This is a genomic window from Microbacterium sp. 2FI (assembly GCF_005502885.1).
In the GTDB taxonomy this organism is placed as follows: Bacteria; Actinomycetota; Actinomycetes; order Actinomycetales; family Microbacteriaceae; genus Microbacterium.
Window position 1 is genome coordinate 63,128 of sequence record NZ_SCMR01000012.1, and the last position, 20,589, is coordinate 83,716.

At 70.5% G+C, this 20,589-nt stretch carries 17 protein-coding genes and 1 tRNA gene; 12 read left to right on the top strand and 6 right to left on the bottom strand.

Annotated elements, in window-relative coordinates; translation table 11 throughout:
- Window positions 1-91 precede the first annotated feature (91 nt).
- From FFS15_RS11200 to FFS15_RS11210, 3 genes are read left to right on the top strand one after another with little or no spacing between them, the layout of a single operon-like run.
- Complete coding sequence (locus tag FFS15_RS11200; protein ID WP_249353977.1) at window positions 92-1,090, top strand: ABC transporter ATP-binding protein; 999 nt, start codon at window positions 92-94, stop codon at window positions 1,088-1,090.
- Entirely contained in the window at window positions 1,066-2,634 is a 1,569-nt protein-coding gene (locus tag FFS15_RS11205; protein WP_137845114.1) for a hypothetical protein, read from the top strand. Before FFS15_RS11200 ends, FFS15_RS11205 begins: the two co-directional genes overlap by 25 nt.
- Before the next feature lie 56 nt (window positions 2,635-2,690).
- Window positions 2,691-2,957, top strand: coding sequence for a DUF3039 domain-containing protein (locus tag FFS15_RS11210; RefSeq protein WP_137845115.1), 267 nt, complete (start codon window positions 2,691-2,693; stop codon window positions 2,955-2,957).
- A 25-nt stretch (window positions 2,958-2,982) separates the two neighbouring features.
- On the opposite strand, the gene FFS15_RS11215 is transcribed toward FFS15_RS11210, so the two are convergent.
- A complete protein-coding gene (locus FFS15_RS11215; protein ID WP_137845116.1) occupies window positions 2,983-4,308 on the bottom strand; it encodes a nicotinate phosphoribosyltransferase in 1,326 nt (441 codons plus the stop codon).
- Between the two features lie 69 nt (window positions 4,309-4,377).
- On the opposite strand from FFS15_RS11215, the gene murI reads away from it, so the two are divergent.
- The 4 genes from murI (at window position 4,378) to FFS15_RS11235 (ending at window position 7,606) form a co-directional block, all read left to right on the top strand.
- Window positions 4,378-5,232, top strand: coding sequence for a glutamate racemase (gene murI, locus FFS15_RS11220; RefSeq protein ID WP_137845117.1), 855 nt, complete (start codon window positions 4,378-4,380; stop codon window positions 5,230-5,232).
- A gap of 9 nt (window positions 5,233-5,241) precedes the next feature.
- On the top strand, window positions 5,242-5,994 hold the full coding sequence (rph, locus tag FFS15_RS11225; protein WP_137845118.1) for a ribonuclease PH: 753 nt from the start codon (window positions 5,242-5,244) through the stop codon (window positions 5,992-5,994).
- Entirely contained in the window at window positions 5,991-6,599 is a 609-nt protein-coding gene (rdgB, locus tag FFS15_RS11230; RefSeq protein WP_137845119.1) for an RdgB/HAM1 family non-canonical purine NTP pyrophosphatase, read from the top strand. The genes rph and rdgB overlap by 4 nt, the downstream gene beginning before the upstream one ends.
- 86 nt (window positions 6,600-6,685) lie before the next feature.
- The gene (locus tag FFS15_RS11235; protein WP_137845120.1) at window positions 6,686-7,606 is read left to right on the top strand and encodes a cation diffusion facilitator family transporter; all 921 of its coding nucleotides are present in this window, start codon (window positions 6,686-6,688) and stop codon (window positions 7,604-7,606) included.
- A gap of 21 nt (window positions 7,607-7,627) precedes the next feature.
- Here FFS15_RS11235 and FFS15_RS11240 read toward each other — a convergent pair whose 3' ends face one another.
- Window positions 7,628-10,090, bottom strand: a complete 2,463-nt coding sequence (locus FFS15_RS11240) for an ATP-dependent DNA ligase (protein WP_137845121.1) — start codon at window positions 10,088-10,090, stop codon at window positions 7,628-7,630.
- Between the two features lie 47 nt (window positions 10,091-10,137).
- Here FFS15_RS11240 and FFS15_RS11245 point away from each other — a divergent pair, with 47 nt between their 5' ends.
- Window positions 10,138-11,007, top strand: coding sequence for a Ku protein (locus tag FFS15_RS11245; protein ID WP_137845122.1), 870 nt, complete (start codon window positions 10,138-10,140; stop codon window positions 11,005-11,007).
- 31 nt (window positions 11,008-11,038) lie between these two features.
- On the opposite strand, the gene FFS15_RS11250 is transcribed toward FFS15_RS11245, so the two are convergent.
- The 4 genes from FFS15_RS11250 to FFS15_RS11265 all read right to left on the bottom strand — a co-directional run bounded on the left by FFS15_RS11250 (window position 11,039) and on the right by FFS15_RS11265 (window position 16,545).
- Window positions 11,039-11,857 carry a VTT domain-containing protein gene (locus FFS15_RS11250; RefSeq protein WP_137845123.1) on the bottom strand — a complete coding sequence of 273 codons (819 nt, stop codon included), beginning with the start codon at window positions 11,855-11,857 and terminating at the stop codon, window positions 11,039-11,041.
- A 71-nt stretch (window positions 11,858-11,928) separates the two neighbouring features.
- Window positions 11,929-12,010, bottom strand: a tRNA-Leu gene (locus tag FFS15_RS11255).
- A 62-nt stretch (window positions 12,011-12,072) separates the two neighbouring features.
- Complete coding sequence (locus tag FFS15_RS11260) at window positions 12,073-12,285, bottom strand: PLDc N-terminal domain-containing protein (protein WP_137845124.1); 213 nt, start codon at window positions 12,283-12,285, stop codon at window positions 12,073-12,075.
- Between the two features lie 63 nt (window positions 12,286-12,348).
- Entirely contained in the window at window positions 12,349-16,545 is a 4,197-nt protein-coding gene (locus FFS15_RS11265) for a BTAD domain-containing putative transcriptional regulator (protein ID WP_137845125.1), read from the bottom strand.
- 120 nt (window positions 16,546-16,665) lie between these two features.
- On the opposite strand from FFS15_RS11265, the gene FFS15_RS11270 reads away from it, so the two are divergent.
- From FFS15_RS11270 to FFS15_RS11285, 4 genes are all read left to right on the top strand, one after another.
- Entirely contained in the window at window positions 16,666-17,577 is a 912-nt protein-coding gene (locus FFS15_RS11270; RefSeq protein ID WP_137845126.1) for a PD40 domain-containing protein, read from the top strand.
- Between the two features lie 73 nt (window positions 17,578-17,650).
- The gene (locus FFS15_RS11275; protein WP_137845127.1) at window positions 17,651-18,799 is read left to right on the top strand and encodes an ATPase, T2SS/T4P/T4SS family; all 1,149 of its coding nucleotides are present in this window, start codon (window positions 17,651-17,653) and stop codon (window positions 18,797-18,799) included.
- Window positions 18,796-19,653 (top strand): type II secretion system F family protein, encoded by an 858-nt coding sequence (locus FFS15_RS11280; protein WP_137845128.1) that lies wholly within the window; start codon window positions 18,796-18,798, stop codon window positions 19,651-19,653. The genes FFS15_RS11275 and FFS15_RS11280 overlap by 4 nt, the downstream gene beginning before the upstream one ends.
- The gene (locus FFS15_RS11285) at window positions 19,650-20,582 is read left to right on the top strand and encodes a type II secretion system F family protein (RefSeq protein WP_137845129.1); all 933 of its coding nucleotides are present in this window, start codon (window positions 19,650-19,652) and stop codon (window positions 20,580-20,582) included. Before FFS15_RS11280 ends, FFS15_RS11285 begins: the two co-directional genes overlap by 4 nt.
- The last annotated feature ends 7 nt before the right edge of the window (window positions 20,583-20,589 follow it).

Here is a 20,589-nt window from a genome sequence, read left to right on the forward strand (position 1 = left end):
GCCGCCGTTGTCGATTCGTGACAAAACGCGGTTCCTGCGAATACGCGCAAGAGGTTTCGGACGCGCGGGGGTCGCTTGGTACGTTGGGTCGGTGACAGCCTCCCTGCCGGTGCCCCACGAGGCCGACCCGGAAGAGTCGGCCCGTCACGACCGCGCACCGATCGTGCCGCTGTCGACGAAGGCCCGGGCTTCCGAGCGTCCGCCGCTTCCCGCCGAGGTCGTCGACGCCGACATCGTGATTCCGCCGAAGCCGCCGCTGCCGCCCGTCGTCGCCGAGCCCGAGGCGGTCGTGCCCGATCTGCCCGAGATCCTCGTCGATGCCCCGCCGACCGGCGACGTGCTGGTTCTCCGGGGGGTCAGCAAGAGCTTCGGCGGGACGCGCGCTGTCGAGGGAGTCGATCTCACGGTCCCCGCCGGCACCTTCTACGGACTGGTCGGGCCCAACGGCGCCGGAAAGACCACGACGCTCTCGATGATCGCCGGGCTTCTCGAGCCCGACCGCGGCTCGATCCGCGTCGGCGGAGTGGATGCGGCATCCGATCCCCGCGCAGCGAAGCGGCTCATGGGCGTTCTCCCTGACCGCCTCCGCACCTTCGACCGACTGACAGGTCGTCAGCTGCTGCACTACTACGGCGTCCTGCGGGGTCTGCGACCGGCCGTGGTCGAGAGCCGGACCGCCGACCTCGCGCGCGCCTTCGATCTCACCGATGCGCTCGGACGCGTCGTGTCGGACTATTCGGCCGGTATGGCGAAGAAGGTCATGCTCGCCGGTGCCCTCATCCACTCGCCGCGCCTGCTGGTGCTCGACGAGCCGTTCGAGGCGGTCGATCCGGTCTCCAGCGCGATCATCCTCGACATCCTCTCGACCTACGTCGCCCACGGCGGCACGGTGATCCTCTCCAGCCACGGCATGGACCTCGTCGAGCGCGTGTGCTCGCGTGTCGCCGTCATCGTCGCCGGGCAGGTCCTCGCCGAAGGCACGGTCGAGCAGGTGCGCGGCGAGCTCACCCTCGAGCAGCGCTTCGTCGAGCTCGCCGGGGGGCTCAGCGACGTGGAGGGCCTGGAGTGGCTGCACACGTTCTCGGACTGAGGATCGCGCTGCTGTTCGGCGCGCTGCGCGGCGACGCGGGCCATGTGATCCGGCGCGTCCTCGGGCTGCTGCTGCTGGTCGGGGCGACCGTCGCCGCGTCGTGGGCGTTGTTCTCGCTGGTCGACGCCCCCGATGAGGTGGTGCTGACGGTCACGGTGCTCGCGGGCTCGGCGCTCACGCTCGGCTTCGCTCTGGCGCCGATCATCGGCGAAGCGCACGATCCGCTGGATCCGCGCAGGTTCGCGCTGCTCGGTCTGCCGCGCGGACGACTCGCCGTCGTCCTCGCCGTCGTCGGCGTCGTGAGCGTGCCGATCGTGGCGCTTTCCGCCGTTGCGATCAGCGCGGGCTGGGTGTGGTGGAAGCTCGGCGCCGTCTGGACGGCGCCGACCGTCGGGGTGATCCTCGGCGTGCTCACGTGCTCGCTCCTGGCACGTGTGTGCATGGCGCTGACGTCGCTGTTCCTGCGCGAACGTCGTTCGCGCGAGCTCTCAGGACTCTTCGTGCTCGTGGTGCTGGTCGTCGTCGTGCCGGTCGGGGTGTTCCTCGCCTCGCTCGAGTGGCGCCGTGCCGTGCCGTCGCAGCTTCTGGAAGCCGTGTCGGTGCTGGGGCTCACGCCGATCGGCGCGGCGTGGGCGTATCCCGGACGCGTAGCCCTCCACGACGAGGACGCGTGGCAGTCGCTGCTCGTCGCGGCAGCGACCCTGTCGCTCCTCGCCGCGGTGTGGGGGGTCCTGGTCAAGGCTCTGCTCACCACGACCGAGCGACCGACGTCGGGACGCGTGCGCGGTGGTCTCGGCTGGTTCGGCGTCGCGCCCGGGACGCCCGCGGGCGCCGTCGCCGCACGGAGCCTGCTCTACTGGTCACGCGATCGGCGCTACATCGTCAACGTCCTCGTGATCCCGGTCGCGGCCGCCGTCACGATCGTGCCGCTGCTGATCGCCGGAGTGCCTCCCGAGATCGTCGCGCTCGTGCCGCTGCCGTTCGCGGCGCTCTTCCTCGGCTGGCTCCCGCACAACGACCTCGCGTACGACTCGACGGCGGTGTGGATGCACCTCGCGAGCGGCATGCGGGGCATGTCGGATCGCGTCGGCCGACTGGTGCCGCTGCTGCTCCTCGGCATCCCGCTCCTGGCGGTCGCGATCCCCGTCGCGATCTCGTTCCACGGTCGGTGGGCGCTGCTGCCCGCTCTGACCGGAGTGTGTGCGTCGCTGTTCCTGACCGGTCTCGGACTCTCGAGCATCTCGTCGGCGGCGACGCCGTACGCGGTATCGCGCCCAGGCGAGAGTCCCTTCCGGCAGCCCGAGCGCACGAGCGCCTCGGGTGCCGTTGCACAGGGCGCCGTCATGGTGGGCGCCGTGGTGCTGAGCGCGCCGGTGCTGTGGTGGGCGTGGATCGCGCTCACGCGCGACATCGCGTATGCGACGACGGCGCTGTGGAGCGGTCTCGCGATCGGCCTCGGCGTGCTCGTCGTCGGCGTCGTGATCGGCTCGCTCGTGTTCGAGCGGCGCGGCGGACGCCTCATGGAGTTCGCCGAATCGACCTGAGCGCGGCGGTCGCACACCGCCCTCGGGGATGCCCGTCCGGGCTACACTGGCTCACCATGAGCACCCCCGTCGAAGGCCCCGATCAGGGCGGCATCGCGACTCTGGACCGCGAGCTCGAAGAGCTCATCCGCGAAGAGAACATCGAGCCGGGCGACCACGAGCGGTTCTCGCATTACGTGAAGAAGGACAAGATCCTCGAGTCGGCGATCACCGGCAAGCCGGTGCGGGCGCTGTGCGGCAAGAAGTGGACTCCGGGCCGCGACCCCGAGAAGTTCCCGGTGTGCCCCACCTGCAAAGAGATCTACGAGTCGCTCGCAGGCTGATCAGGTCTGACCAGACGGGTGCGGGTCATCCGGCTTCGACGAACACCGTCGGGATCGCCGGATCCGAACGGCTGAGCGCAAGACCGCGCACCGGCAGCTCCTCGCGGACCCGCAGCTGATGGCGGCGTGCGGCTTCGACGCCGGCAGAACCCTCGTGCGCGGCATCCGGCTCGCCGTCGACGACGAGCGAGACCTGCAGGGGTCGGGCATCGGGATGCTGCGCGGCGGTCTCGACCCGCTCGAAGCCGTCCGACACGGCGATCAGCTCGCTCGTGGCGGTGCCGTGCTCGAGGGTGCGGAACGCGGCCTTGCGGCCGCCCGTGGATGCCTTGTCCGTCGAGGCCTTCGCGACGCCCACCCAGCCGCCGTCCGATCGCTGGCGCGCGACGAGCTTGTAGACCATGCCGGCGGTGGGCGTGCCCGAGCCGGTGACGACCGAGGTGCCGACCCCGTAGGCGTCGACCGGGGAGGCCGCCAGCGCCGCGATCGCGTACTCGTCGAGATCGCTCGTGACGGTGATGCGCGTCGCGGTGGCCCCCAGCTCGTCGAGCTGCGTGCGCACGTGGGCCGCCATCGAGGGCAGGTCCCCGGAGTCGATGCGGACTCCGCCGAGGTCGGTGCCCGCCACCCGGATCGCGGTGGCGACTCCTTCGCGGATGTCATAGGTGTCCACGAGGAGCGTCGTGCCGACTCCCAAGGCCGCGATCTGCGAGCGGAACGCATCCTCTTCGGTGTCGTGCAGCAGGGTCCAGGAGTGCGCGGCGGTGCCCATCGTCGGAATGCCCCACGTGCGGCCCGCCTCGAGGTTCGAAGTTGCACCGAAGCCTGCGATGTAGGCGGCGCGGGCGGCAGCGACCGCGGACTGCTCACCGGCACGGCGCGAGCCCATCTCGGCGAGGGGGCGGTCGCCCGCGGCGATGCTCATGCGCGCGGCGGCCGTCGCGACGGCGGAATCGTGGTTGAGGACGCTCAGGGCGAGCGTCTCGAGGATCACGGCCTCGGCGAACGTGCCCTCGACCGTGAGGATGGGGGAGCCCGGGAAGTACAGCTCGCCCTCGCGGTAGCCGGTGATCGTGCCGCCGAAGCGATATGCCTCGAGGTACGCGACGGTGGCGGCATCCACCACCTTCTCGTCGCGGAGGAACCGCAGCTCGTCCTCGCCGAAGCGGAAGTCGCGCATGAGGGCGAGCAGGCGCCCGGTGCCGGCGACCACGCCGAACCGGCGGCCGCCCGACAGCCGCCTGCCGAACAGCTCGAACACGCATCGGCGATCGGCCGTGCCGTCGCGGAGGGCCGCCTCGAGCATCGTCAGCTCGTACCGGTCGGTCAGCAGGGCGGTCGAGGCGCTCATGTCGGTCAGCCTAGTCAGCCGGAACCGGTCACGGCGGTGACCGGGACCGCTGGCGTAGGCTGGTCGATCGTGACCCTTCGGCAAGCTCAGGACGGCGCCGACGCTCCCATCGGGATCTTCGACTCCGGCGTCGGCGGTCTCACGGTGGCTCGGGCGGTCTCGGCCCAGCTGCCCCGCGAGTCGATCGTCTACATCGGCGACACGGCGCGCTCGCCCTATGGCCCCAAGCCCATCGCCGACGTGCGACGGTACGCGCTCGAGATCCTCGACGACCTCGTCGACCAGGGTGTGAAGATGCTCGTGATCGCCTGCAACACTGCGTCCGCAGCCGTGCTGCGCGACGCCCGCGAGCGCTATGACGTTCCCGTGATCGAGGTGATCGCCCCCGCTGTGCGCACCGCCATGTCGACGACGCGCAACGGTCGCATCGGCGTCATCGGAACTGCCGGCACGATCGGCTCGGGTGCGTATCAGGACATGCTCGAGGTGAACGAGCGCCTCACCGTCTTCGCGCAGGCGTGCCCGCGCTTCGTCGAATTCGTCGAGGCTGGAGTCACCGATTCGCCCGAGGTGCTCGCGGTCGCGGAGGAGTACCTCGCACCCCTCCGTCACGCCGGCGTCGACACGCTCGTGCTCGGCTGCACGCACTATCCGTTCCTCGAGGGCGCGATCAGCTACGTCATGGGCGAAGGTGTGAGCCTCGTCTCGAGTGACACCGAGACCGCCAAGGACGTCTACCGGCAGCTGGTCTCGCGCGACCTGCTCGCGGGGCCGGATGCTGTGCCCCGCCACCTCTATGAGGCCACCGGCGACTCCGCCGACGACTTCCTGCGCCTCGCGCACCGGCTCATGGGCCGCGAGGTCACCGAGGTGCAGCTCGTCCACACCGGCGCCATCGACCTTCCCGCCCCCCCAATCTCTTGAGGAGACCCGATGACCGACATCACCCGAGCCGACGGCCGCGCCGTCGATGACCTCCGCACCATCACCATCGAGCGGGGCTGGAGCGCCCACGCCGAGGGGTCGGCGCTCATCTCCTTCGGCGGGACCAAGGTGCTGTGCACCGCGTCGTTCACCAACGGCGTGCCGCGCTGGCTCGTCGGCAAGGGCAAGGGGTGGGTCACCGCCGAGTACGCGATGCTGCCGCGCGCGACCAACAGCCGCAACGACCGCGAGTCGATCAAGGGCAAGGTCGGCGGGCGCACGCACGAGATCTCGCGCCTGATCGGCCGGGCGCTCCGCGCGGTCGTCGACACGAAGGCGCTCGGCGAGAACACCATCGTCATCGACTGCGACGTGCTGCAGGCCGACGGCGGCACCCGCACGGCGGCCATCACCGGTGCCTACGTCGCGCTCGCGGACGCCATCGAGTGGGGTCGCGCGAAGAAGTTCATCGGGCAGAAGGCGACGCCCCTCATCGACTCGGTCGCTGCGGTTTCGGTCGGCATCATCGACGGCGAGCCCATGCTCGACCTCGCCTACGTCGAGGACGTGCGCGCCGAGACCGACATGAACGTCGTCGTCACCGGACGCGGCCTGTTCGTCGAGGTGCAGGGCACCGCCGAGGGCGCACCTTTCGACAAGCGCGAGCTCGACGCCCTGCTCGACCTCGGCGTCGCCGGCTGCGCGTCGCTGCGCGAGCACCAGCTCGCGGCCCTCGCGGGCGGAGCGGACGAACTGCCGTGACGGCGGCGCCGCGGCAGATCGTGCTGGCGACCCACAACCGGCACAAGGTCGAGGAGTTTCAGGCGATCGTCGCCGCGACGCGCCCCGATCTGCAGGTGATCGGCTACGACGGCCCCGAACCGGTCGAAGACGGCGTGACCTTCGCCCAGAACGCGCTGATCAAGGCTCGTGCGGCGGCCGCGCACACGGGGCTTCCCGCTCTGGCGGACGACTCCGGCATCTGCGTCGACGCCCTCGGTGGGGCGCCCGGCGCGTTCTCGGCATACTGGGCGGGCCATGCGAAGGATGCCGCAGCGAACCTGAGCCTGCTGCTGGACCAGCTCTCCGACATCCGTGACCCGCATCGAGCCGCGCAGTTCGTCTCGACGATCGCGCTGGTCGTGCCGGAAGGCAGCGAGCACGTCGTGGAGGGCGTGTGGCCGGGCCGGCTCGCGGTCGAGGCGTGCGGTGCGGGGGGATTCGGGTACGACCCGATCTTCATCCCCGACGGGCAGGACCCCGCCGCCGAGCGGACGGTCGGTGAGTGGACGGCCGACGAGAAGAACGCGGCATCCCATCGCTCACGGGCGTTCCGCGCGCTGGTCCCGCTCCTCGAGAACCTCTGAAAGCCCGAGCAGTACTGAGAATCACCATCATTCCCGACTGGCGCGATGTGCCCGTGGACGTCGCCCGGCGGGCTTAGCCTGGCCTCATGCACGACCACGCGCACGGCTCCGCCCCGGGGGTACGAGGTGCCGGCGACCGCCGCCTCCTCGCGATCTCGCTCGCGATCACGAGCGTGGTCATGGTGGTGCAGGTGGTCGGCGCCGCGCTCTCGGGATCGCTCGCGCTGCTGGCGGACGCGGCCCACATGTTCACGGATGCCGCTGCCCTCGTGATCGCCCTGGTGGCGAGCATCGTCGCGGCGCGCCCCGCGAACGACCGCCGCACCTTCGGCTACCAGCGCGCCGAGGTGTTCGGTGCGCTGGTGAACGGCGTCATCCTCGTCGTGCTGTCGGTGTGGGTCGCGATCGAAGGGGTCTCGCGACTGATCGCGCCCGCCGAGGTCGAGGTCGCGGGCGGTCTCATGCTCGCGGTCGCGATCATCGGCCTCGTCGCCAACGCGGTGGCGATGTGGCTGCTGAGCGCCGCGCAGCGTCACAGCCTGAACGTGCGCGGCGCATACCTCGAGGTCCTCGGCGACCTCATCGGCTCGGGCGCCGTGATCGTCGCGGCGGTCGTGATCCTCGTCACGGGATGGGCACCCGCTGACGCGATCGCGTCGCTGTTCATCGCCGCGCTCATCATCCCCCGCGCGATCGGCCTGCTGCGCGAGGTCGTCTCGGTGCTGGCCGAGTCGGCGCCGGTGGGCACGCACGTGCGCGAGATCCGCGACCACATCCTCGAGACCCCGGGCGTCGTCGACGTGCACGATGTGCACGTGTGGCAGCTCACGCGCGGCGCGCCGGTGTTCTCGGCGCACGTCGTCGTCGACGACGCGGCGCTTCAGGACGGGCGGGCCGCCGGCATCCTGAGCCAGTTGCAGACATGCCTCTCGAGCCATTTCGACGTCGAGCACTCCACGTTCCAGATCGAGCCCGCGGGACACGTCGAGCACGACGCGCACGCGTAGGATCCCTGCCGCGCGACGGCGTCAGTCCTCGCGCAGCACTTCGCCCGGCGCCTTGTCGGGGCGCAGGCCCCGCCACCGCGAATGACGGAGGATGCCGTCGGGCGTGAACTCGGCGAACTCGACCTCGCCGACCAGATCTGGTCGCACCCACAGGGCATCGGACGCATCGGCGGCCGGAATCCCGACGAACGGGTTCTCGTCGGTCCGCAGCGGCGTGAGCAGCGATTCGAGCTTGGCGAGCGTCGCGTCACTGAACCCCGTCCCCACGCGGCCTGCGTACTGGAGTCCGTCGGGACTCGGAATGCCGACCAGAAGCGATCCGATCGCGCCGGTGCGTCCGCCCTTGCCCGGGCGGATCGCGCCGATCACGACCTCTTGCGTTCGGGTGAGCTTGACCTTCAGCCAGGACTCGGAGCGCATGCCGCGGCGATACGTCGACGCCGGGTCTTTCACCACGATCCCCTCGAGACCGAAGCGCCTGCTCGCCGCGAGCGCCCCGTCGACGTCGTCGAATACCGGCGGCACGACGATCGGGTCGATCGCATCGGCGGCGAGGGATTCCAGGATGCCGCGCCGGTCGGTGAGAGGAAGGACCGCGGCATCCGTCCCTGCGTGCGTCAGCACGTCGAAGAGGAAGTAATGCACGGGTGTGCGCGGGGCCTCGCGTTCGATCTCGCGGGGCTTGGAGAGGTTCATGCGCGCCTGCAGGCGTGGGAAGCTCGGTCTGCCCTGCGCGTCGAGCGCCACGATCTCGCCGTCGACAACGGCAGGCTCGGGCCCGAGGTCGGCATCGACCCGCGTGAGCTCGGGGTACTTGGCGGTGATGTCGTTGCCGGAGCGGGCGCGCAGGTGGAGGCGCCGCCCGTCCCACACGCCGATGGCCCGGATGCCGTCCCATTTCACCTCGACCCAGGGATCGTCCTCGGCCGACCAGCGTCGCGCGGCGTCGCGTGCGAGGCCCGGCGTCGCGTTGGTGGCGAGCATAGGGCGGAGGTCGGACGGCCGTGGGAACACGAAGGCTGCGGTGTCGGCCTGTTCGCTCGGCTCGACGGGCTCGGCATCGGGCTGCGGGCGGCCGGCGGCATCCGTCTTCATGCGATGCAGCAGCCACGTCGACTTCTCGCCCGTGCCGTCGGTGCGGATCAGCACGAGGCGCACCCGCCCGAGCGGACCGCCCGGACGACCTTCGAGCGTGAAGATGATCTCGTCGTCGCGCCACTTCTCGAGCTCGTACCGCCCGTCGTCCCAGATCGTCATCGTGCCCGCCCCGTACTCTCCGCGCGGGATGGTGCCCGAGAACTCGGCGTACTCCATCGGGTGGTCCTCGGTCATGACGGCGAGGTTGTTGCGTCCGGTCGAATGAGGGATGCCGCGCGGCACAGCCCAGCTCACCAACACGCCGTCGCGTTCGAGGCGCAGGTCCCAGTGCAGGCGCGACGCGTGGTGCTCCTGGATGACGAAGCGGGGGAGCGCGGTGCCCACTGCCGCTCCCGTCGCGCCCAGCGGGTTCGCCGGCACCGGTTCGGGCGTGCGTCCCGCCGTGCGCTTTGCGATGTATGCCGTGAGCGGGCCGTCGGAGCCGGCGCGGCCGCCGGCGTGGAATCCGAGGGCTGAGAGCGGATCGCCGAGCGCTTCGGTGCGCGCAAGCACCGCGTCGAAGAGGAGATGCTCGAGCCCGGGGTCGTCGAGTTCGTCCCACGTGCGCGGTGCGGCGACCGTCGGGCGTGCGCGGCCGCGCAACGAGTAGGGCGCGATCGTGGTCTTCGCGCCGTTGTTCTGGCTCCAGTCGATGAACACCCGCCCCGGGCGGGCGACCTTCGCCATCTGACTCACGACGAGGTCGGGGTGGTCGGCCTCGATCGCCCGGGCGAGCTCCCTCGCGACCGCGGTGATCTGCTCGCTCGTCTGGGTGCCGGGAAGCGCCGCATACAGGTGGATGCCCTTGCTGCCGCTGGTGACGGGGAGCGGATCCAGGCCCATGCCGCGGAGGATCTCGCGGGCCCACCGGGCCACCTGGGCGCACTCGAGAAGTCCTGTCCCCGGGCCGGGATCGAGGTCGAGCACGAGTCGATCGGGGTTGCCCCGGTCGCCGTCCGGCGCGAAGCGCCACTGCGGCACGTGCAGCTCGAGGCTCGCGACCTGTGCGAGATAGACCAGGGTGGGCACATCGCCGATGAGCGGGTAGTCCTTGGCGCCGGTCGAATGGGGGATCGGCATCCGCTTCACCCACTCCGGCGCACCGCGCTCGAGATCCTTGGCGAAGAACGAGGGCTCGGGGGAGGCCTCGGTGCCGACGCCCTCGGGCCAGCGCTTGCGGGTGACCGGGCGGCCGATCACGTGGGGGATGAGCACGCCCCCGATCCGGCTGTAATAGTCGATCACCTCGCCCTTGGTGGTGCCGGTCTCGGGGTAGAGCACCTTGTCGAGGTTCGTGATGCGGAGCCGCCGGCCGCCGATGCTCACCAGCTGCGGTTCCCCGGACATGAGGCCCAGAGTAGCCGCGACGGGTGTGACAGGTGTGTACTGGTGTGATGAGAGCGATCTGGAAGGGCGCCTTGACGTTCGGGCTCGTCAACGTGCCGGTCAAGGTGTACTCGGCGACCGAAGACCACGACGTGTCGCTGCATCAGGTGCACAATGCCGACGGCGGGCGGATCCGGTACCAGCGCAAGTGCGAGGTGTGCGGCGAGATCGTCGCCTTCCAGGACATCGACAAGGCGTATGACGACGGCGAGCAGACGGTGGTGCTGACAGCCGAGGATCTCGCTTCGCTCCCGTCCGAGCGCAGCCGCGAGATCGACGTGGTGGAGTTCGTGCCGAGCGACCAGGTCGACCTGCTCACCCTCGACAAGGCGTACTACCTCGAGCCCGACTCGATGTCGCCGAAGGCGTATGTGCTGCTGCGCAAGACCCTCGAGCAGACCGACCGCACCGCGATCGTGCGGTTCTCGCTGCGCCAGAAGACCCGGCTTGCGGCACTGCGCGTCCGCGGTGACGTGCTCGTGCTTCAGACCCTGCTGTGGGCCGATGAGGTGCGCGAGGCGGCGTTCCCGGCGCTGGACGAGCCCGTGCGCATCTCGGCGAAGGAGCTCGAGCTGTCGGCATCCCTCGTCGAGAGCTTTGCGAGCGATTTCGATCCGTCACAGTTCGCCGACGAGTACCAGGATGAGCTGCGCACCCTCATCGAGGCGAAGCTCGAGAAGGGCGATGCGCTCGACACCTCCGAGACCTTCGGCGAACGCGACGACGCCGAAGCCGGCGGCGAGGTCATCGACCTCATGGCGGCGCTGCGCGCGAGCGTCGAGCGATCGCGTGCGGCGCGCGACGAGAAGGACAAGCCGAAGGCGGATGCCGAGAAGAAGAAGCCGGCGGCGAAGAAGAAGACGTCGAAAGCGTCGTAGGCGTCGTTACAAGTCGGAGGAGCTATGACGCCTACGGCTTGGGGGCAACGCCGTCGCGGCCCTCGCGGCCCTCGTGGCCGTCGTGGTGGCCGTCGTGGTGCTCGGGTCCGCGCTCGAAGATCTCGGGATCGAGGACGAGCTCCTTCGCCTCTTCCTCGTCGGTGACGACGTCCTCGCCGGCGGCGGCGGCCTTCTTGGCCTTGCTGCGCTCGCGGAAGTAGTGCCACAGCGTCACCGCGGCGGTGCCGCCGACCGCGACGAGCAGGATCACGTCGATGTAGTTCTCGACGAAGTCGGCCACCGGCGGGATGAAGCCGATCGCGTAGCCGAACATCGTGAGGCCGAAGCCCCAGAGCACCGCGCCGATGAAGTTGTAGAGCGTGTATTTGCCCTTGTGCATGTGGCCGACGCCTGCGGCGACGGGGGCGAAGGTGCGGACGATGGGAACGAAGCGCGCGAGGATGATTGTGAGCCCGCCGAAGCGCTCGAAGAACGAGTTCGTGCGTTCGACGTTCTTGACGCTGAACAGGCCCGATTCCTTCTTCTCGAAGACCGCCGGCCCGCCCTTGTGGCCGATGTAGTACCCGACCTCTCCGCCGATGAACGCCGAAAGGCCGATGAGCAGCGCCACCCACCAGACGCTGATGCCGAAGACGCCGTTGGGGGCGTAATCCTGCGGGTGCGAGAGGAGGCCCGCGATGACGAGCAGGGTGTCTCCCGGCAGGAGGAATCCGACGAGCAGCCCGGTCTCGGCGAAGACGATGAAGCAGACCACGACGAGCGCCCAAGGGCCTGCCCATTCGATGATCGCCGCAGGGTCGAGCCAGGGGATGAGAGCGATGTGCTGCAAGGTCGGATTCCCGTCGGTCGTCACGGTCGGCGGTGGTGGCGAAGTGCGGCGGAGGTGTCACCGTGCTCGCGTGCGGAAGGTGGGACTTGAACCCACACGCCCGAAGGCACAGGAACCTAAATCCTGCGTGTCTGCCGATTTCACCACTCCCGCGGGTGGGATCAGTCTACGGGCGCGGCTGTGCGTCGGCTGTGGGGCTGACCCCCGGAGCGACCTCAGCGCTTGATGCCGAAGAGGAAGTAGCTGGCGGGTCCGATCCAGTTGATGAGGATCACCGGGATCCACCAGGGCTTGCGCCCCTGCACGTCGGCGGGGTCGCGGTGGGCCAGGTCCCAGAACGCGAGGAACGCGAAGGCGATCTGCACGAGTCCCACGAGCCCGAGCACGGCCTTCGTCGCGGGGGTGCGGGGCTCTTTCGAGAGTGGCATGGCGGTTCCCTTCGGTGTGCGCCGGCTGCACTCTCCCATCCTGCCCCGCCGCGGCGGGTTCGGCTACGGCGGATCAGCAGAGACGCTCGTCAGCCGACCGCACATGGGCCGATACTCGCGCGTGCCGAACGCATCGTGCCATTCCGATGTCGTGAGGTCACGGCCCGCGACCATGCATGCGTGTCGTGCCCACACGCCCGGATCGGTATCGAACTCGGAGACCGAGCCGTCGGCGTAGCCGATCCGGAGCGTCTCGGCATCACGGAACACGCCGTGCGCCGCCATGCTCGGTCGTGCCGACGACAGACGGGCGAATGGCGCGGCGGAATCGCCGGACGAGACCACGACCTCGCCGTCGTAGCCGAGGCTCACGATCGATTCGCCGTCGTCCGAGAAGACGATCCACGTGACGGGGCCTTGATGGAGGGGCGCCGACGAACCGTACACGACCTCGCCCGTGCTGACGTCCATGACTCCGACGACGCCGTCACGCCCGCCGAACGCGTAATGCGATCCGTCCGGGCTGAACGCTGCGCGGACGGCCCACGAGTCGAGCCGGACGCGTCGCAGGATCGTTCCATCGTCGACTTCCGCGAACACCACCTCGGTGCCCGATCCGGTGTCCATTCCCTGCGAGGTCACCGCAAGTACGCCTTCTCCGACCCGGAGGGCGGTGGCAGTCACACCGACCTCGATCGCCGGTCGCAGCTCATCGAGCGTGTGCGAATCGAGAATGCGCACGGTGCCTGCACGATCTGCCACCATCACACTGATGCCGTCGGGCGAGAACGCGAGCGCACCGTCGTTCGCGCCACCGGGGTCACTCCTCGCGACGAGCTCGCCGGTCGAGGCCTCCCAGAGCTCGGTGACCCCCGCGCCGGTCACTGTTGCGAAGCGATGTCCGTCAGGATGGAATGCCGCCCACCGCGCGAACTCCGCCGGGATGGGGCGAACCATCCCGGTCGCGACGTCGACGATGTCGACGCTCGTCTCACCCACCACCACGACCCGATCCCCCCGCGGGTCCACGACCGGCAAGCCGGCGACGACATGCTCGAGCGGGCGCTCCGACAGGATCTCGCGGAAGAGACCGGAGTCGCCGGTGAGATCCCATTCGATGACGGCGCCGTCCGCTCCTGCGGTGAAGAGGGCACCCGACGGACCGAACTCGACGCCGTGCACTGCGCCGACATGTGCGCGGAGGATCAGAGTCCGCTCGCCCGTGCGGGCGTCCCACACCATCGCCGTGTGATCATTGCCTACCGTGGCGACACGGGTGCCGTCGGGGCTGAATGCGGCATCCCTCACGTGGGCGGTATGCCCGACGAGGGCGATCGTCTGCCCGGTCACGGCGTCCTGGAGGAGCGCCTCGCTTCCCGCGCCGACGAGTGCGATCGTGCGCCCGTCGGCGCTGACGGCGAGGAGCCCGAGCCCGCCGTAGGTGGCAGTCGCCTGCCCGGATGCGATGTCGAAGGCCACCGTCGGGCCGTACCCGCTCGCATAGAGCGTTCGCCCGTCCGGGGCGAACTCGACGACGCCGAATACATGGCGATCGGGGCTCAATGCGGGGTTCTCCCCGAGTTCGGGCAGGTCCATGACGATGGCGGGGGTGTCCGGCTCCCCGGCTCGCCACACCGCGATGTTGCCCGGCGGCGGGTACCACGGCATCGGGGCGATCGCGGCGATCAAGGCGGCATCGTCCGAGAACGACACGTCCGCGACGGGGAGCGGGAACCCGCCGAGTCGCGTGCCCGGACCGGTGGGGTCGCCCGAATCGACCACGCGCACTCCGATGTCGCGGCAGTCGGCCATCCAGCACTCGACGTTGACCGACGACACAGCGACCTGGCGGCCGTCCGAGCTGAGTTCGGCAGCGATGTACGAGGTCCCGTCGCCGCTCAGCCGGGCGATGCGCGATCGGCCCTCGGTCTCGAAGACGGCGACATCCTCGAGATCGTCGACGACCACGATCCGGCGTGCGTCGGCCGAGAGATCGAAGTCGTTGATGGGTGCTTCCCCGTTGCGGATGACGCGGGTCGCGAGCGGACTGCGCTGGATCGTATTGAGCAGGCTTCCCTGCGTCTCGACGCTGTTCCACAGCCCGATCGCCTCGGTCGCCAGCAGGAGAGCGCGATCGTAGGGTCGATCGACGAGGGCGCGAGCCGAGATGCGGCGGGCCTCGGCGACGAGCGCGCGATCGTCGGCCCGCTCCCGCTCGAGCGACGCGAAGGTCGCCGCCCCGGCTGCCACCAGGGCGAAGACGGCGGCGCCCGCGGTGAGTCGCCGCAACCACGCGACGTTCCGCCTTTCCCGGGCGAGCTGGATTCTGGCGGCCCGCAGGTCGGCCCGCTCGCGGCCGACCGAAGCATCGAGGAACGTCTCCTCGATGGATGTGAGCTCGCGAGATGCGGCATCCCGCCAAGCGAGTGCAGCGCTGAGCCGCGCGCCGCGGTACAGCTCGCTGTCGGGTCGCGCCATGGCATCCCACCCCGAGGCCGTCGCGGTGAGGTGCCGGAGGATGCGCTGCCCGTCGACGTCTTGTTCCAGCCACTCCGTCAGACGTGGCCATGCTCTCGCGAGTGCTTCGTGTGCGACCTCGACGGTGCCGCCGTCGCTCGTGAGCAGCCGTGCATCCACCAACAGGCGCACGAGCTCTGCGCGACGAGGGTCGGCCGTGACCACGTCGAACGGCATCCGGCGTCGGGTCGGCAGGGCGTCGGGGGTCGCGTCCACCAGGCGAAGCAGGAGCGATTGCAGGCGGCCGCGCTGCTCGTCCGAGAGCTCGCTGTAGAGCTGCTCGGCAGTCTGTGCGACAGCGCCGCTGATGCCGCCCGCGTCCGTGTATCCAGCGGCCGTGAGCGTGCGACCCTCGCGACGCAGCCACGTCTGGCGGAGTGCGTGCGACAGCAGCGGCAGCGCGCCGCGTTCATCCGCGACGTCGCGCAGCAGCAGATCGACGAGGCCGGGCTCGAGCAGGAGGCCCGCCTGTCGTGCGGGCCGTTCGATCACAGCGCGCAGGCCCCCTGAATCCAGCGGCCCGAGCAGCACGAGGTTCCGCTCGACGAGGCGGGCGAATTCGGGGTGCGTCGCGAGATCGCCCAGTCGGTCGGCACGCAGCGTGATCACGAGGAGGTCCTGCGAGAAGGACTCCGCGAGGGTGCGGAAGAAGAGCTCCCGCTCGGCGGGATCCTGACACAGCACCAGCGCCTCCTCGCACTGGTCGACGATGAGTGCGCGCGGGCTGGAGGCGACGACGGCCTCGAGTGCGGCCATCGGCCGAGCGCCGGGTGTGATCACGGCGACGGTTCGCCCCTGCGCCTGCAGTGCGGCAGCGACACCGGCCCGCGCGACGGAGGACTTGCCGACGCCCGACGGCCCCGAGATGACGAGGACTCCGGACTCCGCGAGTGCGGGCAGCCATGACCGCAGTTCGCGCTCGCGACCGAAGAACAGCTCGGCATCGTCGAGTCCGGCCGGGACGAGGCCGAAATAGGGGCAGTCGTTACTGGGGGGCGTCGAGACCTCGCCGACACGGAGAGCCGAATCATGGCGCAAGATCGCCCGCTCGAGCTCAGCGAGCTCCGGCCCGGGGTCGAGCCCCAGTTCTTCGGCGATGGTCGCGCGCGCCGCGCGCAGCGTCTGGAGCGCGTCGCTCTGTCGCCCCGCCCGGTACTGGGCCTGGGCGAGCAGCGCCCAGCGCTTCTCGCGCAACGGCTCCTGCGCCACGAGCGCATGCGCTTCGCCGATCACCTCGCCCAGCGTTCCGACCTCGAGGCGAGCTGCGAGAAGCGCTTCCTCGGTGTCGTCGCGCAGCTCCTCGAGTGCGGTCGCCTCCACCCGCACGAGCGGTGCGTCGTCGGACTCGCTGTACGCCCGACCGCGCCAGAGCGCCAGAGCCTCCGTGAACACATGGACGGCGCGGTCGGGCTCGCCGAGGTGCTGGAGGTCGTGCCCGCGCGCCACTCGCTCGCGGAAGCGGGCGGCGTCGATCTGAACCTGCTCTGGGACGAGCCGGTAGGCGGAGCCGACGGTCTCGATCACGGCGGCGCCCAGCGCGCGCCGCAGGCGCATGACGCAGCCGGGAACGATCTTCGTCCACGACGCCGGCGGCGACTCTCCCCACAGCGCGTCGGCGAGCTCCGTCGCAGGCACGGCCTCGCCCGCACGGACGACGAGCGCGGCGAGCACGACGCGATCCCGCGGCGTGAGCGCCAGCGCGCCACCGTCAACGGTCACCGGCCCGAGTACGCCGATCTCCACGCGCCCACTCTGGAACTTCGGCGGGCCCTCGTCAATGGGGGTCGTTAACGGGCTGATAACGGGTTGCGCTCCACTGATTCCACAGCGATCGCTGCACAGTTCCAGAAAAGGGGAGTCGGCATGTCACGCAATAGAAGAGGGGTCGCGTACGTCGTTGTCGCGACGTCGATCGTCATCGCTTCGCTCGCCGGCACGCCGGCGCTCGCCATCGACGTCGGCGCCGATGGCTGGGGGCCGTCCACGCCCGTCTCCGGGGTGAACGCGCCGCAGGCCGATGGCTGTCCCATCGAATCCCCTGACGGTAAGAGTCTCTACATCGCCTCGACGCGCGACGGCGGGGACAACGACATCTGGGTGGCGACTCGGGAGAGCGCGGTGACCTCCTTCGGCGCACCGACCATGCTGCCCGTGCCGGTGAACAGCGGGGCGCAGGACTTCTGTCCGACCCCCCTGCCCGGCAACGTCCTGCTGTTCGTCTCCACGCGCGGCGGCACCGACGCCTACGGCACCGCAGCGTGCGGGCTCGGTGACATCTACGTGACATCGCAGGAGCCGACCACCGGCGAGTGGGCGCCACCGCGCAACCTCGGATGCGCGCCGGACGGGCCGAACGGCCCCGGGATGGAGTACGGACCGTCGCTCGCGAGCGGGCCCGGCGGTGTGTCGCTCTACTTCTCGAGCGGCACACCGATCGGCGCCGGCGGTCAGGACATCCACGTGAGCAGGATGATCGACGACTACCGATTCACTGCCCCCGTGCCGGTCGCGGAGCTCAATGTCCCGGGTGCTGACGACGTCATGCCCAATGTGCGGCCCGGCAGTCGCGAGCTCGTCTTCGCATCCTCTCGACCCGGGAGCGCAGGCATGGACATCTACTCGTCCGTGCGCGGCCCCGACGGCACGTGGCAGCCGCCGGTGCGGCTCGGGCCGAACGTGAACACGTCGGGAGCGGAGTCGCGACCGTCCCTGTCGAGAGACGGCCACCGGCTCTACTTCGGCCGCGACGGAGACATCTACGTCGCCACCAGATAGCGCGGCCGCGGGGCGGTAGGGCGGCTGTGGACAACTTTCGGCTGGCTCCGCTGCGAATTGCGATGATGCTGAGGTGACCCCTCCTGCCGCCCCCGCCGCGACCCTGGTCGCGGAGCGCGTGCGTGAGCGACTGCGGGCCGAGCGGGCAGACCCGGCCCGTGATCCCGAGTTCGCGGCGCACGTCGCTCGGTCAGAAGTGCGACGTCATAACGACTTCGCGCTCGCGCGCGGACTCGCCCCGATCGACGACGAGTCGTCGTGCGTGCGGGAAGTGCTCGCCGCCGTCGCCGGCTACGGGCCGCTTCAGCCCTACCTCGACGATCCGACGGTCGAGGAGCTCTGGATCAACGCTCCCGACCGCATCTTCGTCGCCCGCGGCGGCGTATCCGAGCGGCTGCCGCTGACCCTCACCGACACCGCGGTGCGCGATCTCGTGGAGCGGATGCTGCAGTCCACGGGCCGCCGAGTGGACCTGTCGCAGCCCTTCGTCGACGCATCGCTCCCGGACGGCAGCCGCCTGCACGTCGTGATCCCCGACATCACGCGGCGCCACTGGGCGGTCAACGTCCGGAAGTTCCTGCCGTCGTTCGGCGATCTCGACCGACTGGTGGCTGCGGGTGCGCTGGACGCGTCCGCCGCGCGGATGCTGCGTCAGGCGATGGGCGAGGGGCGCAGCATCCTGGTGTCGGGGGCGACGCATGCCGGCAAGACCACCGTGCTCGGCGCCCTCGTCGCGGCCTGTCCGCCGGATCACCGGATCGTCACGGTCGAGGAGACGTTCGAGCTCGCCGTCGCGGCGTCGGACCTCGTCGCGTTGCAGGGGCGACAGCCGAGCCTGGAAGGGACGGGGGAGGTCTCGCTTCGGCGCCTCGTGAAGGAGGCGCTGCGGATGCGGCCCGACCGCCTCGTCGTCGGCGAGGTGCGCGATGCCGAGGCCCTCGACCTGCTGCTCGCCCTCAACACCGGGGTGCCGGGCGCCGCGACCATCCACGCCAACTCGGCCCGTGAGGCGCTCGGCAAGCTGGCGGCGCTTCCGCTGCTGGCCGGACGCAACATCGATTCGGCCTTCGTCGTGCCCGCCGTCGCCGCATCCGTCGACCTGGTCGTGCACTGCGAGCGAGACGCGTCGGGCCGTCGGCGCGTCGCCGAGATCGTGACGCCGACGGGCGTCGTGGACGGCGTCATCCAGGCGCGCACGCTCTACCGGGCGGACTCGGCATGACCTTTGTCTGGGGCGCTGTGCTCGCCGCCGGGATCCTGCTCGCACTGTCGCCGTGGCTGTGGCCGGCGGGTGCCGCGCGGCCGGCGCGCGTCGAAAGCGGGCGGCTCGCCCGGTTGCTGGCGGGCGCCGGACTCTCGCGGATCGCACCGGGCTCGATCGTGATGATCGCCGTGTGCGCCGCGATGGTCGCTGCGGCCGTCGCGTGGCTGCTGACGCAGGTGGGCGCGCTGACACTGGTCGCCGCGGCGGCGGGGGCTTTGGCTCCGTTCGCCTGGCTGCGTGCACGGCGTGGGAAGCTCGTCCGCTCGCGCCGCGCCCTCTGGCCGGACGTCTGCGACCTGCTCATCGCGTCCGTGCGGGCCGGCATGTCGCTGCCTGACGCCGTCGCGAGCCTCGCGGACTCGGCTCCGGTCGAGCTGCGGCCGGCGTTCGCCGCGTTCGGGAGGGATGCGGCGGCATCCGGTCATTTCGATTCGAGCGCCGCCCGACTCAAGAACCTGCTCGCCGACCCCGTCGCGGATCGCATCATCGAAACCCTCCGCATGGCTCGCCAGGTGGGCGGAACCGAGCTCACCACGGTCCTGCGCTCACTCGCCGCTTCTGTACGCGCAGACGCCGCGCTCCGGGCCGAGGTCGAGTCGCGCCAGTCATGGATCCACGGCGCGGCGGTGCTCGGGGTGGCTGCGCCGTGGGTGATCCTGGCGATGCTCGCGATGCGCCCTGAAGGGGCCAGCGCCTACGGCAGCCCCGAAGGGGTGACGCTCATCCTCGCGGGCGCCGCTGTCTCGTTCGTCGCATTCCGGGTCATGCTGCGCATCGGGCGGCTTCCCGAGCCCCGGCGGTGGATCGGATGAGCGCGTTCGCCGTCGACGCCGCAGCCGCGGCGGTCGTGCTCGGCACGGCGCTTGGCGTCGGCGTCTGGATGCTGCTCTCGCTCGCGCCGCGGTGGGCGGCGCCGACGCTCGCGCGCCGCATCGCACCATACCTGCGCGACATCACCGATCCGCGCGGCATCTCGCTCGGCCAGGCGGCGTCCGGCGCGGGGTGGCGCATCGCGTGGCACGACGTTCGCGACCGCTTCGTGCGCGTGGCCGGCACCGACGCCTCGGTCGATCGACGCCTCCGCCAGGCGGCGTGGGCGATGGATGCCGCCGCGTTCCGCGGCCGGCAGCTCGCGTGGGCGATCGGCGGTGTCGCCGCAGGCGGTGTGCTCGCGGTGGCACTCGTGCTCGCCGGGCGGGGATCACCCGCGCTCGGTCTGCTGCCCCCGATCATGGGTGTCGTCTTCGCGGTCGGCGTCGATGCCGTGCTCACGCGAGCCGCGGCGGCCCGCATCGCGCGGATCGAGGAGGAGCTGCCCACCGTCCTGGAATTCCTTGCTCTGTGCCTGTCGGCCGGCGAGGGCATCTTCGACTCGCTCCGCCGCGTCGGCGATGCCGGTGCGGGCGAGCTCACCACCGAGCTGCGCGGCGTCGTTGTCGCGGTCGGCACCGGCTCTTCCCTCCCCGAGGCGCTCGCGCGGCTCTCGTCGCGGCTGGAGATCCCCGCACTCTCACGCGGCATCGACCAGCTCGTGGCGGCGATCGACCGCGGAGCCCCGCTCGCCGCAGTGCTCCACGCCCAGGCGCTCGACGCCCGGGAAGACGCGAAGCGCACCCTCATCGAACGAGCCGGGCGCTCAGAGATCTTCATGCTCATCCCGCTCGTCTTCCTGATCCTGCCGTTGAGCGTCTTGTTCGCGGTGTTCCCCGGCATCTTCATGCTTCGACTCGGAATCGGCTGAAAGGCCA

Bases quoted from the DNA above. Each gene is read 5' to 3' on its own strand.
- FFS15_RS11210 (WP_137845115.1), top strand. From the start codon at position 2,691: ATGAGCACCCCCGTCGAAGGCCCCGATCAGGGCGGCATCGCGACTCTG.
- FFS15_RS11215 (WP_137845116.1), bottom strand. From the start codon at position 4,308: ATGAGCGCCTCGACCGCCCTGCTGACCGACCGGTACGAGCTGACGATG.
- rph (WP_137845118.1), top strand. From the start codon at position 5,242: ATGACCGACATCACCCGAGCCGACGGCCGCGCCGTCGATGACCTCCGC.
- FFS15_RS11235 (WP_137845120.1), top strand. From the start codon at position 6,686: ATGCACGACCACGCGCACGGCTCCGCCCCGGGGGTACGAGGTGCCGGC.
- FFS15_RS11240 (WP_137845121.1), bottom strand. From the start codon at position 10,090: ATGTCCGGGGAACCGCAGCTGGTGAGCATCGGCGGCCGGCGGCTCCGC.
- FFS15_RS11245 (WP_137845122.1), top strand. From the start codon at position 10,138: ATGAGAGCGATCTGGAAGGGCGCCTTGACGTTCGGGCTCGTCAACGTG.
- FFS15_RS11260 (WP_137845124.1), bottom strand. From the start codon at position 12,285: ATGCCACTCTCGAAAGAGCCCCGCACCCCCGCGACGAAGGCCGTGCTC.
- FFS15_RS11270 (WP_137845126.1), top strand. From the start codon at position 16,666: ATGTCACGCAATAGAAGAGGGGTCGCGTACGTCGTTGTCGCGACGTCG.
- FFS15_RS11280 (WP_137845128.1), top strand. From the start codon at position 18,796: ATGACCTTTGTCTGGGGCGCTGTGCTCGCCGCCGGGATCCTGCTCGCA.
- FFS15_RS11285 (WP_137845129.1), top strand. From the start codon at position 19,650: ATGAGCGCGTTCGCCGTCGACGCCGCAGCCGCGGCGGTCGTGCTCGGC.